Below are 13,364 nucleotides of genomic sequence, written 5' to 3'. Positions count from 1 at the left end.
GCCACTGCGCGGCCAGCCGGTCGGCCGGCGGTTCCCCGGCCTCGCTGAGGCGGCCCGCCGCCGGTCCGGCGGCGAGCACGATCGCGAGCGTCACCGCTGCGCCGCGTCGGCGTAGGCAGCCAGCGCCTCGTCGATGGTCCCGTCGACGATCAGCCGTCCGGCGTCGAGGTAGAGCCCCCGACGGCAGAACCGGGTGAGGTCCTTGTCGTTGTGTGACACCAGCACCAGCGTGCGCCCTTCCGCGAGAAGTCGCTCGATGGTCGCATAGCACTTCGCACGGAACTCCGCGTCCCCGACCGCGGTCACCTCGTCCACCAACAGCACCGGGTGCGGCAGGTGCGCGATCACCGCGAAACCGAGCCGCACCTTCATCCCCGACGAGTAGTGCCGCACCGACGTGTCGATGGCACGTTCCACCTGCTCACCGGCGAACGAGACGATCTCGTCGAAGTGCCGCCGCAGGTAGGCCGAGGAGAGCCCGTGCAGCCCACCCACCAGGTAGAGGTTCTCCCGGCCGGTCAGGTCGCCGGAGAAGCCGGCGGAGAGTTCCAGCAGCGGCGCCACCCGGCCGCGCACCGCGATCGTGCCCTCGTCCGGGATGAGCACCCCGGCGATCAACCGCAGCAGCGTGCTCTTGCCGGTGCCGTTGCGCCCCACCACGCCCACCGTCTCGCCCGGCTCGACCCGGAACGACAGGTCCCGCAGCGGCCAGAACCGGCCGGCGTCCGGGTCGCGCGCGCCCCGGTGCACGATCAGCTCCCGCAGCCGCAGCTGCCGCCGCCGGTTGCGGACGAACCGGATGCCGAGCCCGTCCGCCTCGATGATCGCCGCCACGTCAGAGTTCCTTGAGCACGGCCGGTTCGAGGCGGTGGAACGCCCACCAGCCGAGCGCCAGGACCAGCCCGCTGCCCGCCACCGTGACGGTAAGCAGCCGGGCGTCCGGGAACTCGTCCGGATACCAGATCGCGTGCTGCAACTGGAAGATCCCGACCAGCGGGTTCAGCTCGTAGGCGACCTTGAGCCAGCCGGGCATGCCGGAGTCCCGGACCAGGTTCAGCGGATAGATGATCGGGGTGGCGTAGAACAGCACCCGGATCACCAGTCGCATGGTCCGCTCGATGTCCCGCATCAGCACGTTCCCCGCCGACAGCAGCAGGGCCAGGCCCACCAGCAGCATGAACTGCACCGCGACGGCCAGCGGCAGGGCGAGCAGGTTCCAGCCCGGGCGGATCTTCCCATGGGCCGCGTAGAGCGCCGCGATGGCGACGAGTATCGGCAGTCCGGCCAGATACTCGGCGAAGCGGCCGGCAACCCGCCCGATCGGGAAGATCGGGCGGGGCAGGTTCATCGTGGTGATCAGCCGGGACTGCCCGGTGAGCGCGTTTGCCGCCTCGGTCAGCGCCGAACTCGCCCACATCCAGGCGAAGATCCCGGTGATCAGGAACAGCGGGTACGAGCCGGCCGCCTCGCCCAGGTGCCGCCGGGTCGCGCCGGAATAGAGCACCCCGAAGACGAACCAGTAGATCAGGCCCATGCCGAGCGGCTCGATGAGCGACCAGAAGTAGCCCAGCAGCGACTGCTGGTACTTCACCGCGAGATCCCGCCGGACCAGGATGCGCAGCGAGGTGCGGGCGGACCAGAGCGCCGCGACGGCGGACGTCACCGGACCATGGTCGCGCCGTTCAGCGTCGGCGTGGCGGCCGTCGACCGGGGGTCACCCCAACGGGGTCAGCACTCGATCACGTTGACCGCGAGGCCGCCCCGGGCCGTCTCCTTGTACTTGACCTTCATGTCGGCACCGGTCTCCCGCATGGTCTTGATGACCTTGTCCAGCGACACGTGGTGCACCCCGTCGCCGCGCAGCGCCAGCCGGGCCGCCGTGATCGCCTTGATACTGGCCACCGCGTTGCGCTCGATGCAGGGGATCTGCACCAGGCCACCGACCGGGTCGCAGGTGAGCCCGAGGTTGTGCTCCATGCCGATCTCGGCCGCGTTCTCCACCTGCTCCGGGGTGCCACCCAGCGCCTCGGCCAGACCTGCGGCGGCCATCGAGCACGCCGAGCCGACCTCGCCCTGGCAGCCGACCTCCGCCCCGGAGATAGAAGCGTTCTCCTTGAACAGCACACCGATCGCACCGGCGGCCAGCAGGAACCGGACCACCCCCTCCTCGGAGGCTCCCGGCACGAACCGGGTGTAGTAGTGCAGCACGGCCGGGATGATCCCGGCGGCCCCGTTCGTCGGCGCGGTGACCACCCGCCCGCCGGCCGCGTTCTCCTCGTTGACCGCGAGCGCGAACAGCGTCACCCAGTCCATGGCGCGCAGCGGGTCGGTGCCCTCGCCCTCCGCCTCCAGGCCGCGCCGCAGCTCGGCCGCGCGGCGGCGGACCTTCAACCCACCCGGGAGTACGCCGTCGCGGGTGCACCCGTTCTCCACGCACTCGCGCATCACCCGCCAGATCTCCAGCAGCCCCGCGCGCACGTCCGCCTCGCTGCGCCAGGACAGCTCGTTGGCGAGCATCACGTCGCTGATCGACAGGCCGGTACGGGTGGTCACGTCCAGCAGCTCCGCGCCGGTGAGGAACGGGTGCCGGACCCGGGTGCTGTCCGGCTTGATCCGGTCCGCCCCGGCCGCCGCCTCGTCCACCACGAACCCGCCACCGACCGAGTAGTAGGTGCGCGTACGCACCTCGTTCCCGGCCGCGTCGAAGGCCGCGAACGTCATCCCGTTCGGGTGGTACGGCAACGAGCGCCGCCGGTGCAGCACCAGGTCCCGGTCCGGGTCGAAGTCGACGTCCTGGCTGCCGACCAGGCGGAGCCGCCGCTCGGCGCGGATCCGCTCCACCCGCGGCCCGACCGAGTCGGTGTCGACCGTCTCCGGGGCCTCGCCCTCCAGCCCGAGCAGCACCGCGCGGTCGCTGCCGTGGCCGTGGCCGGTGGCGCCGAGCGAGCCGAACAGCTCCGCCTGCACCCGGGCCACGTCGGCCAACTGCCCGTCGGCCTTGAGACCCGCCACGAACGTCCGGGCGGCCCGCATCGGCCCGACGGTGTGCGAGCTGGACGGCCCGATACCGACGCTGAAGAGATCGAAAACACTGATCATGGCTGCACTTTCCTCGCCGTCGTCCCCGTTGTGCGGATCCGAACCGGTGCGTGCCGTGTGCCCGCTCGGCGGGTTCGACGGCCCGGCGCCCGGGGTGTGGACGCCCGACCGGCGAGCCTACCTCCCCAGCTCACTACCCGCCCCCACCCCGCCACATGCCCCTCCACCCCGCCGGGTGTTCCCCGTCCACCTCCTCGCGCATCGTGGCGGTGGACGCGTCGGCGGGGGTGCGCCGGGGTAAGCACCTACGGGTGCCCGGGTCGCCGATCCTCCTCGGGGCCGAGGGCGCGGCGCGCACCCCTTCCTACCGTGGAATCAGCGCGGCGGATCGCCGCAGAAGTGGGAGACGACGATGAGTCGCAAACTGGTCCGGCCCCGCGAGGGGCGCATGATCGCCGGTGTCTGCGCCGGCCTGGGGCGGCGGTTCGGCATGTCGGCCGGCATGGTCCGGCTGCTGTTCCTGCTGTCGCTGCTGCTGCCCGGCACCCAGGTGATCGTCTACCTGGTCCTCTGGATCCTGATGCCGAACGAGGACCGCTACCTCGCCACCCGCTGACCCGACGCGCGGCCCGAACCGTGCGGCCTGCCGAGTGGCGGGCCGCACGGTGACTGACAGTAGTCAGTCCGCTTGTCGACTCGCCGAAAGCCGATATACCGCTGGGTCATATCCATGACCCAGCGGTATATCGCTCCGAACTGACGTGCCGCTGCCCGCGCCAGCACCGAGCCACCGAGCCGCGGGGCGTCGTGCCGGGTCAGGGTGCCGTGTAGGTGACCGTCACCTTCTCGTAGCCGAGGGAGCGCAGCAGTCCCTCCAGCATCTTGCGGGTGTTGACCTCGGCCCGGGCGCCGAGGCCGCTGTCCCGGGCGGCGGCGGTGATCCGGTCCTCGGCCAGCTTGTAGATCTGCTGCTGCCGGTTGGGGTCGCCGGCCACCAGGTCGTTGAGCCTGTTGATCAGACCCCGCTCCTCGGCGAAGACGTAGCTCTTGTCCATGTCCAGGTCGGTCTCGCCGAGCTGCGGCGCGGGCAACTTGATCTCGACGGACTTGCCGTCGTCGGAGACCACCACGGCGCCGTCGGCGATCTTCGTGAAGTCGACGTACGCCTCGACCCGGCCCGCCCCGACGAACAGCGTGCGCTCGTTGAGCAGGAAGTCGGGCACGTTGCGCCTGTCGTTCTGCACGTCGACCACCACCTGGAAGTTGCCCTCGGCGGCGACGTAGCGGCTCAGGTCACGGATGGACATGAGCAGCGGCGGCTGGCTGCGGTCGGTCTGCTCCTTGGCGAACGGGTTGCGGAAGTCGGGCAGCAGGCCGGTCGCCTGCACGCCGAGCAGCACCACCACCGCCAGCGCGGCCGCGCCGAGCACCCAGAGCAGGCCACGTGCCGGGCCGCCGCCCGGCGCCCGACCGCCCGGCTCGGGCGGCGAGTCCGCCCGATCGCGCAGGGACTCGCTGGTCGGGTATTCCGGGAACTCCCTGGTGGGCTGGTTGATGTCACCGTCGCGGGCCATCGCCCCTCACCGTCCTCGTCCAACACATCGACTGACAATGACGGTACGGGCACCGTGCGACAGTCGCTCGTCGAGCGACCCGATCGGGTGAACGCGCAGATCAGGCGAAGGCGGAGAGCCCGGTGAGCCGCTGCCCGATGACCAGCTGGTGGATTTCCGAGGTGCCCTCGTAGGTGAGCACGCTCTCCAGGTTGTTGGCGTGCCGCATCACCGGATATTCCCCCGAGACACCGTTGGCACCGAGGATCGTGCGGCACTGCCGGGCGATCGCCAGCGCCTCCCGGACGTTGTTGAGCTTGCCCACGCTGACCTGCTCGGGGCGCAGCTTCCCGGCCTCGGCCAGCCGGCCCAGGTGCAGCGCGAGCAGCATCCCCTTGTTCCACTCCACCGCCATGTCGGCGAGCTTGGCCTGGGTGAGCTGGAAGCCGGCCAGCGGCCGGCCGAACTGGGTGCGGGTGGTCGCATACTCCAGGGCGGTCTCCAGGCAGTCGCGGGCCGCGCCGAGCGCGCCCCAGACGATGCCGTGCCGGGCCTCGGTCAGGCAGCTCAGCGGCGCCTTCAGGCCGGTCGCCCCCGGCAGCCGGGCGTCCGCCGGCAGCCGTACGTCGTCGAGCGTGATCTCGCCGGTCAGCGACGCGCGCAGCGACATCTTGTGCCGGATCTCGCGCGCGGTCACCCCCGGCGTGTCCATCGGTACGGCGAAGCCGCGCACGCCCTCGTCGGTGCGCGCCCAGATCACGGCGACGTCGGCGATCGGCGCGTTGGTGATCCACATCTTGCCGCCGGTGAGGATCCAGTCGTCGCCGTCGCGGCGGGCCCGGGTGACCATCGACGCCGGGTCGGAGCCGTGGTCCGGCTCGGTCAGCCCGAAGCAGCCGATCGCCTCGCCGGTCGCCATCGCCGGCAGCCACCGCTGCTTCTGCTCCTCGCTGCCGAAACGCCAGATCGCGTACATGGCCAGCGAGCCCTGCACCGACACCAGCGAGCGGACGCCGGAGTCGCCGGCCTCCAGCTCCAGGCAGGCCAGCCCGTACGCGACGGCGGACGCGCCGGCACAGCCGTAGCCGGTCAGGTGCATGCCGAGCAGGCCGAGCTTGCCGAACTCGCGGGCCAGTTCGCGGGCCGGCACCTCGCCGTCCTCGTACCACCCGGCGACGTGTGGGCGTACCCGGTCGGTCACGAGCTGGCGCACGACGGCGCGGATCTGCCGCTCCTCCTCGCTCAGCGACGCGTCGATGTCGAGCAGGTCGAGAGGAGTCATGGCGTCACCTTAACCAAGCCTCAGGCGCGCGTCACTCGCCCTGGTCGCCGAGGACGAGCACCCGGGCGTGGATCTGGTTGCGCTGCTGGAGCGCGGCGCGCAGCGCCCGGTGCAGGCCGTCCTCCAGGTAGAGCCCGCCGTTCCACTGCACCACGTGCGGGAAGAGGTCGCCGTAGAAGGTGGAGTCCTCCGCGAGCAGCTTGTCCAGCGCCAGCTCCCGCTTGGTGGTGATGAGCTGGTCCAGCCGCAGCGGGCGCGGTGGGATCTCGGCCCACTGCTTCAGCGTGAAGTTGTGCTCCGGGTAGGGACGCCCGTCCCGGACCGCCCTGAAGATCACGGCGCGCTCTCCTCCCCCAGGCCCGGCTGACGATGTGGGTGCCAGCCTAACCGCTCAGCTCCACCGTCCCCGCCGGACCACATCCTGCACCGGACGCCGCCCCCGGCGCAGCGACGGTGACCGGTGGTCGACGGCTCGGTAACCAATGGTGACCGCACCGATCGGATGCAGCTCCGGCGGCACCCCGAACGCCTCCCGGTACGCCCCGATCCGCTGCGGCGGGATGCCGAAGAAGCAGGCGCCCAACCCCTCGTCGACGGCGGTGAGCAGCATCATCAGCGCGGCGAAGCCGGTGTCGACGTACCAGTAGGGCACCGACCAGCGCTCCTCGGCGCGGTCCGTCCAGCCCTTGTCCGGCTCGGCGTAGCGGTCCAGGTAGGCGTCCCGGTTGGCGTGCGGCACCACGATCAGCGGAGCCCGGCGCATGCCGGTCAGCCACCGCTCCCGGCCACCGCCGTCCGGCGTGGTCGCCGACCAGAACCGCGCCCGGTCGGCCGGTTCCTCCAGCACCAGGAAACCCCAGCCCTGCGCGAACCCGGCCGACGGCGCGCGCAGCGCGTGCGTCAGCAGCCGGTCCACCACCTCGGGCGGCACCGGTCGGTCCGGGTCGTAGTTGCGCACCATCCGGCGCCGCCGGACGACCTCGGCGAACTCCACGGTCAGGCCCCCGGCCGGACGCCCCAGACGCCCCGCCACGTCTGCCCGGCGTCGAGCGTGATCAGGTCCCGCCCGGACCGGAACGCGTCCGGCGGGCAGGTCATCGGCTCCACCGCGACCGACCGACGGTGCCGCTCGCCGCCGAGCGTGTCGCCGGTGAACACCTGCCACCAGCCGAACTCGCGGTCCGCCCAGATCCGCAGCGACGACGAGCCGTCCGGCGCGGCGAGCGTCACCGCCGAGCCACCGTCGGCCTCCCGCTCCACGTCACCGAAGGCCATGTCGAGCACCAGGTCGCCGATCGGGCGGGCGGCGGTGAAGTCGAACTCGGTGCCGCCCACCGCGCTCGCCGCCACCGGCAGCAGCCGGCTGTCCAGCTGCACCCGGCTCCGCCCCGGTACGCGCATCAGCATCTCGTCCACGCCGACCTTGGGCAGCTGGAAGTAGGGGTGCACGGAGAAGCCGAACGGCGCCGGCCCGCCGGACAGGTTCGTCACCTCGTGCTCGGCCCGCAGGCCCTCCGGGCCGACGCTCCAGCGGCCGCGCAGCCGCAGCGCCCACGGGTAGCCGGGGGTGGGCGGCAGGTCGTAACCGAGGGTCACGCTCTCGGCCGACCGCTCGACCAGCTCCCACCGGACCCAGTTGACCAGGCCGTGCAGGGCGTTGTGCCGCTCCGGTTCGGTCAGGTCGAGCTGGAACGAGCGGTCCCCGAAGGTGTAGACGCCGTCGCGGATCCGGTTCGGCCAGGGCGCGAGCACGTGCCCGGCCGAGCCGGGGCAGAGTTCGTCCTCGGCGTACCCGTCGAGGTAGTCCCGGCCGTCGTGCCGGTAGGCCCGCAGCCCACCGCCCACCTCCACCACGACGGCCTCGTGGCCGTCGGCGGCGATGGTCCACTGTGTCCCGGACGGTGGCTGCACGTCGATCCCCATGTCCGGGACCCTACCGTCAGCGACCGTCGTCGGCGTGGGTGGTCGCGCGATAGCGCAGCAACGCGGGGAACGCCACCACCAGCAGCGTCGCGAGCACGGCCGCGGCGAGACCACCACCGACCATGGCGAACCCGGTGCCGAAACCGGCGGCCATGGTGCCGGCCCGCAGGTCACCCAGCCGTGGCCCGCCGGCCACCACCACCGTGTTCACGCCCTGGAGCCGGCCGCGCATCCGGTCCGGCGCGTAGACCAGCAGCATCGACTGCCGCAGCGTCGCGCTTACCAGGTCGGCGGCGCCGGCCACACCGAGCAGCAGCACCGCCAGCCACAGCTGGCCGGCCAGGCCGGCGCAGGCGATCGCCACGCCCCAGCCGACCACCGCCACGGTGAGCGCCAGGCCCTGCCGGCGCACCCGGCCGATCCAGCCGGAGGTGAGGCCGCCCAGCATCGCGCCGATGGCGATCGAGCTGTAGAGCCAGCCGACCGCCGCGCCGCCGCCGAACCGCTCCTGCGCCAGCTCCGGGAAGAGCGCCCGCGGCATGGCCAGGATCATCGCGATCAGGTCGATGGCGAAGGAGAGCAGCAGCACCGGCGTGGTGGCCAGGTAGCGGAAACCGTCGACGATGCTGGCCAGACCGGCCTTGCGGACGCCGCCGTCCGGGTCCGGCTCCGGTGGCATCGCCGGCAGCCGCAGGGTGGCCCAGAACGAGACGGTGAACAGCAGCGCGTCCACCCCGTACGCGATCGGCAGCGCCACGTCGACCCGCCAGGCCGCGAAGATCAGGCCGGCGGCGAGCGGGCCGAAGACGGCCGCCGCGGTGAACGTGGTGTAGTTCAGCGTGGTGGCGGCCGGGACCAGCTCGGCCGGCACCAGCCGGGGCAGGATCGCGCTGCGGGCCGGCGAGGTGATCGCGAACGCCACCGTCTGCACGGCCACCAGCAGCAGGAGCAGCACCGGGCTGCCCGCCCCCGCCAGCGACTGCACCAGCAGCCCCAGCGTGGCGGCCCAGAGCAGGGCGCCGGCGGCGAGCAGCACCCGCCGCCGGTCCCGCGCGTCGGCGACCGCGCCGCCCCAGAGCCCGAAGACCAGCAGCGGCACGAAGCCGGCGATGCCCAGCAGGCCGACCCAGAACGAGCCGCCGGTCAGGTCGAACATCTCCACCGGCACCGCGACGGCGGTGAACTGGAAGCCGAACATCGCCACCGCGTTGCCGAGCCACACCCGGCGGTACGCGGGCACGCCCAGCGGGCGCAGGTCGATCGCCCAGCGGCGCGCCCCGCGCGGCCGGGTCTTCGTGACCTCCGTCACGGCGCGAGCCGCTCGAGGGCCCAGACCCCGTCACCGGTACGGCGGAACCGAAGCCGGTCGTGCAGCCGGCCGGCCCGGCCCTGCCAGAACTCCACCGTCTCCGGGCGGACCCGGAAGCCACCCCAGTGCGGCGGCGCGGGGATCGGCTCCACGTCGGCGAACCGCTCCGCCGCCCCCCGGTACGCCGCGTCCAGCGCGGCCCGGTCCGGCACCACCTCGGACTGGGTGCTGGCCCACGCCCCGAGCTGGGAGCCGCGCGGCCGGCTGGCGAAGTACGCCTCGGTCTCGGCCCGGTCGACCCGCTCGACCCGACCGGTGACGGTCACCTGCCGCTGCATCGGGAACCAGGGGAAGACCAGGCTGGCCCACGGGTTGGCGGTCGCCTCGACGCCCTTGCGCGAGCGGTAGTTGGTGAAGAAGACGAACCCCTCCGGGTCGTACCCCTTGAGCAGCACCGTGCGGCCGCTGGGCCGGCCCTCGGCGTCGGCGGTGCCCACCACCATCGCGTTCGGCTCGGGCAGCGGGTGGGCCACCGCGTCGGCGAACCAGCGGCCGAACTGGGTGTGCCAGTCCGGTGCCAGGTCCGATTCGGAAAGGCCCAGGTCGGCGGCGTACTCGTTACGCATGCCGGCCGGGGCGGGTGTGTCGCCTGTCACTCTCGCCGTTCCTCTCCCGGGCGTGCCGGCGTCCCCCGACGCTGGCCAGGCCCCGCCACCCAGTCTTCTCCTCCCCGCCCGGGCGTCCACCGGCGGGGATGTCACGTGGCGCACACCACCCGCGGGTCGCGAACCTGGTTACCCACCGGGCAAGATGTCACGAACCACATCCCTGAGGGGTCGCCTGAGCTGCGGGGCCGGATCAGCCCGCCCGGGCGCACCGAGCCCAAGCCAGGAGACGACATGTCCGATTTCAAGCCGGGCCTCGAAGGCGTCGTAGCCTTCGAGACCGAGATCGCCGAACCCGACCGCGCGGGCGGATCCCTGCGCTACCGGGGCGTGGACATCGAGGATCTGATCGGCCAGGTCTCCTTCGGCAACGTCTGGGCGCTGCTGGTGGACGGCCGGTTCGGCCCGGGCCTGCCGCCGGCCGAGCCGTTCCCGGTGCCGGTGCACTCCGGCGACATCCGCGTCGACGTGCAGTCCGCGGTCGCCATGCTGGCCCCGTACTGGGGGCTCGACCAGCTTCTCGACATCTCCGACGAGCAGGCCCGCGAGGACCTGGCCCGGGTGTCGGTCACCGCGCTGTCCTTCGTCGCCCAGTCGGCGCGCGGGCTGGGCCTGCCGGCCGTGCCGCAGAAGGAGATCGACAAGGCGGAGACCATCGTCGAGCGGTTCATGAAGCGCTGGCGGGGCGAGCCCGACCCGCGGCACGTCAAGGCCGTCGACGCGTACTTCATCTCGGCCGCCGAGCACGGCCTGAACGCCTCCACCTTCACCGCCCGGATCGTCGCCTCCACCGGCGCGGACGCCGCGGCCTGCATCTCCTCCGGCATCGGCGCGCTCTCCGGCCCGCTGCACGGCGGCGCCCCGTCCCGGGTGCTGACCATGCTGGAGGCGGTCGAGCGCAGCGGCGACGCCGAGGGCTACGTCAAGGGCGTGCTCGACCGGGGCGAGCGGCTGATGGGCTTCGGGCACCGGGTCTACCGGGCCGAGGACCCGCGCGCCCGCGTGCTCCGCCGCACCGCCAAGGAGCTGGGTGCGCCCCGCTTCGAGGTGGCCGAGGCGCTGGAGAAGGCCGCCCTGGCCGAGCTCCAGGCCCGCCGCCCGGACCGCGTCCTCGCCACGAACGTCGAGTTCTGGTCGGCCGTGGTGCTGGACTTCGCCGAGGTGCCGGCGCACATGTTCACCTCGATGTTCACCTGCGCCCGGATGGGCGGCTGGTCCGCGCACATCCTGGAGCAGAAGAAGCTCCAGCGGCTGGTCCGCCCGTCCGCCACCTACGTCGGCCCGGCCACCCGCAAGCCGCAGCAGGTCGAGGGCTGGGACGCCATCCCGCACGGCGTCTGAGGTGTAAGGAGGGGCCCCCGCTTAACGCATTCTGCATAGGCGGGGGCCCCTCTTAACACCCGCTCTGTGGCGTACGCCTCAGGGCCGGGCGTGGGACCAGCGGCCGGTCGCGGCCGGTCGGGTGCGAGGATGAAGACCGGCAGCGCTGCCGGCCGGGTTCGGATCCCGGCCGTCCCGTGCGCCCGACGCACGAGCCGGTCGCCGGTTCGCGCCCGCAGAAAGGGCCCGCCCTCGCCCATGCGGAAGGATCGAGACAACCGTGGCTGACGCACCGACCATCCGGATTCCCGACGACCTCAAGCCCGCCGACGGCCGTTTCGGCTGCGGCCCGTCCAAGGTCCGTCCGGCGGCGGTCTCCGCGCTCGCCGACGTCGCCACCAGCTACCTGGGCACGTCGCACCGGCAGAAGACGGTCCGGGACCAGGTCGCCCGGCTGCGCCGCGGCCTGGCCGAGTTCTTCTCCCTCCCCGAGGGGTACGAGGTGGTGATCGGCAACGGCGGCACCACCGCGTTCTGGGAGGTCGCCACGTTCGGCCTGATCCGGGACCGGGCCCAGTTCGCCAGCTTCGGCGAGTTCGGCGCCAAGTTCGCCAAGTCGGTCTCCGACGCCCCGTTCCTGGGCGAGCCGACCGTGCGCAAGTCCGAGGCGGGCAGCGCGCCCGCCCTGGTCGCGGAGGCGGGCGTGGACGTCTACGCCACCCCGCACAACGAGACCTCGACCGGCGTGGCGGTGCCGATCAGCCGGGTGCCGGGCGCCGACGAGGGCTCGCTGCTGCTGGTCGACGCCACCTCCGGCGCCGGCGGGCTGGACGTCGACGTCGCGCAGACCGACGTCTACTACTTCGCCCCGCAGAAGTGCTTCGGCTCCGACGGCGGCCTCTGGCTGGCGCTGATGTCGCCGGCCGCGCTCGCCCGGGCCACCGAGATCAAGTCCTCGGGTCGCTACATCCCGGCCTTCCTCGACCTGGTCACCGCGATCGACAACTCGCGGCTGGAGCAGACGTACAACACCCCGGCGCTGGCGACCATCTTCCTGGCCGCCGAGCAGACCGACTGGATGAACTCCCAGGGCGGCCTGGCCTGGGCGGCCAAGCGCACCGCCGAGAGCGCCGGCATCGTCTACGGCTGGGCCGAGCGCTCGTCGTTCGCCACGCCGTTCGTGTCCGACCCGGCGCTGCGCTCCAACGTGGTCGCCACCGTCGACTTCGCCGACGGGGTGGACGCCACCGCGATCGCCAAGGCGCTGCGCGCCAACGGCATCGTCGACACCGAGCCCTACCGCAAGCTCGGCCGCAACCAGCTGCGGGTGGCGCTCTTCCCGGCCGTCGAGCCGGCCGACGTCGAGGCGCTCACCGCGTCCATCGACTACGTGGTCGAGCGACTCTGATCGTTCCGTCACGGTGGGTGGTCGTCGGGGCTCCGGCGGCCACCCACCGTGATCATTGCCGCAGCTCAGTCGCGACATGCCGGGGTGTCGCAGTCCCCATGTCCGGGTAGATGAGCGTACGGTGGTGCGAGACGCCCGGGTGGCCGGCTCCCGTGGCGTGACGGCCAGCGAAGCGGGACGGAGGCAAGCCCATGCGCCCAGTACGCTTCGTCGCCCTCTCCGAGGACGGCCAGGCCCTGGTGCTCGCCGACGAGGTGGGGCGCCTGCTCGCGTTGCCCATCGACGAGCGCATCGCCTCGGCGCTGCACGCCGAGCCGGGCGCGCCCCCGCTCGCCGTGGTGCCGTCCGCCACCGACCCGACGCCGTCGTTGTCCCCGCGCGACATCCAGGCCCGGATCCGCTCCGGCGAGTCCGCGGAGGACGTCGCCCGCATCGCCGGCGTGCCGGTCGACCGGGTGCTGCGCTACGCCGGCCCGGTGCTCCAGGAGCGGGCCATGCTCGCCCAGCACGCCCGCCGCACCCGACTCAAGGGCGCGGAGAAGCCCACCCCGCTGGCCGAGGTGGTCAACGGTCGGCTGGCCCAGCACGGGATCGACACCGAGAAGATCTCCTGGGACGCCTACCGCCGCGACGACGGCACCTGGCGGATCATCGCCACCTGGCCGTCCGGCAAGGCCACCGCGCAGGCGGTCTGGGATCTGGACAAGACCCGGCAGAACGTGGCCCCGCACGACGACATGGCGCAATACCTGTGCGCCGAGCGTCCGACGCCGATCCTCGGCCAGGAGCCGGCGCCGGAGCGGGGCGGCCACGCGCTGCCCGGTCCGTCGCGCGGCGAGCCGAGCCGGGGCGGGCACGGCCTGCC

At 72.8% G+C, this 13,364-nt stretch carries 14 protein-coding genes; 4 read left to right on the top strand and 10 right to left on the bottom strand.

The features are described 5' to 3' along the window. Positions 1-90: 90 nt before the first annotated feature. The 3 genes from HUW36_RS13465 to HUW36_RS13455 form a co-directional block, all read right to left on the bottom strand. Positions 91-834, bottom strand: coding sequence for an ABC transporter ATP-binding protein (locus HUW36_RS13465; protein ID WP_174528471.1), 744 nt, complete (start codon positions 832-834; stop codon positions 91-93). A 1-nt stretch (position 835) separates the two neighbouring features. Then, positions 836-1,663 (bottom strand): ABC transporter permease, encoded by an 828-nt coding sequence (locus HUW36_RS13460; protein ID WP_174528470.1) that lies wholly within the window; start codon positions 1,661-1,663, stop codon positions 836-838. A gap of 65 nt (positions 1,664-1,728) precedes the next feature. Then, positions 1,729-3,099: an L-serine ammonia-lyase gene (locus HUW36_RS13455; protein WP_174528469.1), complete on the bottom strand. Its 1,371-nt coding sequence runs from the start codon at positions 3,097-3,099 to the stop codon at positions 1,729-1,731. Positions 3,100-3,451: 352 nt separating this feature from the next. Between HUW36_RS13455 and HUW36_RS13450 the strand changes: the two genes are divergently transcribed. Beyond that, positions 3,452-3,655, top strand: a complete 204-nt coding sequence (locus HUW36_RS13450) for a PspC domain-containing protein (protein WP_174528468.1) — start codon at positions 3,452-3,454, stop codon at positions 3,653-3,655. 199 nt (positions 3,656-3,854) lie between these two features. Here HUW36_RS13450 and HUW36_RS13445 read toward each other — a convergent pair whose 3' ends face one another. The 7 genes from HUW36_RS13445 to pdxH all read right to left on the bottom strand — a co-directional run bounded on the left by HUW36_RS13445 (position 3,855) and on the right by pdxH (position 9,732). Beyond that, positions 3,855-4,613: a DUF4230 domain-containing protein gene (locus HUW36_RS13445; RefSeq protein WP_174528467.1), complete on the bottom strand. Its 759-nt coding sequence runs from the start codon at positions 4,611-4,613 to the stop codon at positions 3,855-3,857. A 100-nt stretch (positions 4,614-4,713) separates the two neighbouring features. After that, complete coding sequence (locus tag HUW36_RS13440; protein WP_174528466.1) at positions 4,714-5,874, bottom strand: acyl-CoA dehydrogenase family protein; 1,161 nt, start codon at positions 5,872-5,874, stop codon at positions 4,714-4,716. Positions 5,875-5,905: 31 nt separating this feature from the next. After that, a complete protein-coding gene (locus HUW36_RS13435; protein ID WP_089154454.1) occupies positions 5,906-6,211 on the bottom strand; it encodes a type II toxin-antitoxin system VapB family antitoxin in 306 nt (101 codons plus the stop codon). 54 nt (positions 6,212-6,265) lie between these two features. Beyond that, a complete protein-coding gene (locus tag HUW36_RS13430) occupies positions 6,266-6,868 on the bottom strand; it encodes a nitroreductase family protein (protein ID WP_174528473.1) in 603 nt (200 codons plus the stop codon). Positions 6,869-6,870: 2 nt separating this feature from the next. Next, entirely contained in the window at positions 6,871-7,797 is a 927-nt protein-coding gene (locus HUW36_RS13425) for an aldose 1-epimerase family protein (RefSeq protein ID WP_174528465.1), read from the bottom strand. A gap of 16 nt (positions 7,798-7,813) precedes the next feature. Further along, positions 7,814-9,106, bottom strand: a complete 1,293-nt coding sequence (locus tag HUW36_RS13420) for an MFS transporter (protein WP_174528464.1) — start codon at positions 9,104-9,106, stop codon at positions 7,814-7,816. Next, the gene (gene pdxH / locus HUW36_RS13415; protein WP_174528472.1) at positions 9,103-9,732 is read right to left on the bottom strand and encodes a pyridoxamine 5'-phosphate oxidase; all 630 of its coding nucleotides are present in this window, start codon (positions 9,730-9,732) and stop codon (positions 9,103-9,105) included. Before pdxH ends, HUW36_RS13420 begins: the two co-directional genes overlap by 4 nt. Before the next feature lie 273 nt (positions 9,733-10,005). Here pdxH and HUW36_RS13410 point away from each other — a divergent pair, with 273 nt between their 5' ends. The 3 genes from HUW36_RS13410 to sepH form a co-directional block, all read left to right on the top strand. Continuing rightward, positions 10,006-11,112: a citrate synthase 2 gene (locus HUW36_RS13410; RefSeq protein ID WP_174528463.1), complete on the top strand. Its 1,107-nt coding sequence runs from the start codon at positions 10,006-10,008 to the stop codon at positions 11,110-11,112. Positions 11,113-11,371: 259 nt separating this feature from the next. After that, on the top strand, positions 11,372-12,499 hold the full coding sequence (gene serC / locus HUW36_RS13405; RefSeq protein ID WP_174528462.1) for a phosphoserine transaminase: 1,128 nt from the start codon (positions 11,372-11,374) through the stop codon (positions 12,497-12,499). A gap of 191 nt (positions 12,500-12,690) precedes the next feature. Next, the coding region (gene sepH, locus HUW36_RS13400; RefSeq protein WP_174528461.1) for a septation protein SepH at positions 12,691-13,364 on the top strand (674 nt) is incomplete at its 3' end.

Origin of the sequence: Micromonospora maritima (assembly GCF_902825405.1) — a bacterium.
Taxonomy (GTDB): domain Bacteria; phylum Actinomycetota; class Actinomycetes; order Mycobacteriales; family Micromonosporaceae; genus Micromonospora; species Micromonospora maritima.
The sequence above is the reverse complement of the archived record's forward strand: the minus strand, read 5'-3'. Positions and strand labels throughout refer to the sequence as shown.